This is a genomic window from Streptomyces justiciae (assembly GCF_015163075.1).
Lineage (GTDB): Bacteria > Actinomycetota > Actinomycetes > Streptomycetales > Streptomycetaceae > Streptomyces > Streptomyces justiciae.
This window is the reverse complement of sequence record NZ_JADDXU010000061.1, coordinates 1-375: the sequence shown is the minus strand read 5'-3', so window position 1 is coordinate 375 and position 375 is coordinate 1. Positions and strand designations below refer to the sequence as shown.

Annotated in this window: 1 protein-coding gene; it reads right to left on the bottom strand. The window is 68.3% G+C overall.

Translation table 11 applies throughout. From position 1 onward, the window contains the following. Positions 1–375, bottom strand: a 375-nt coding sequence (locus IQ210_RS47015) for an isocitrate/isopropylmalate family dehydrogenase (protein ID WP_265584766.1), incomplete at both ends; no start/stop codon positions are given.

The following is a 375-nucleotide window of genomic DNA, read 5'->3' as shown; positions in this document are numbered from 1 at the left end:
GTGGCCACCTGGTTGAAGATGTTCGTCCACAGGTGGCCCGCGAAGGACAGCACGTTGTTCTTGTGGACCAGCGTGAGCTTCTTGCGCGGACGGGCCTGGGCGCGGGCGAAGGCGTCACGCACGACACGCTCGACACCGAAGGCCGTGTTCACGGAGACCTCGGTGGCGACCTCGTGCGGGGTGCCCTTGCGGATGGTGCCGCCGTTGCCGGTGTACGGGCCCTCGGTGCCCTCGCGGACCACGACGAAGTCGATGGCGGGCTCGCCCTTGAGGGGCGTCTCGACACCCGGCAGCAGCTTGCTCGGCCGCAGGTTGACGTGGTGGTCGAAGAGGAAGCGGAGCTTCAGCAGGAAGCCGCGCTCCAGGACACCGGAG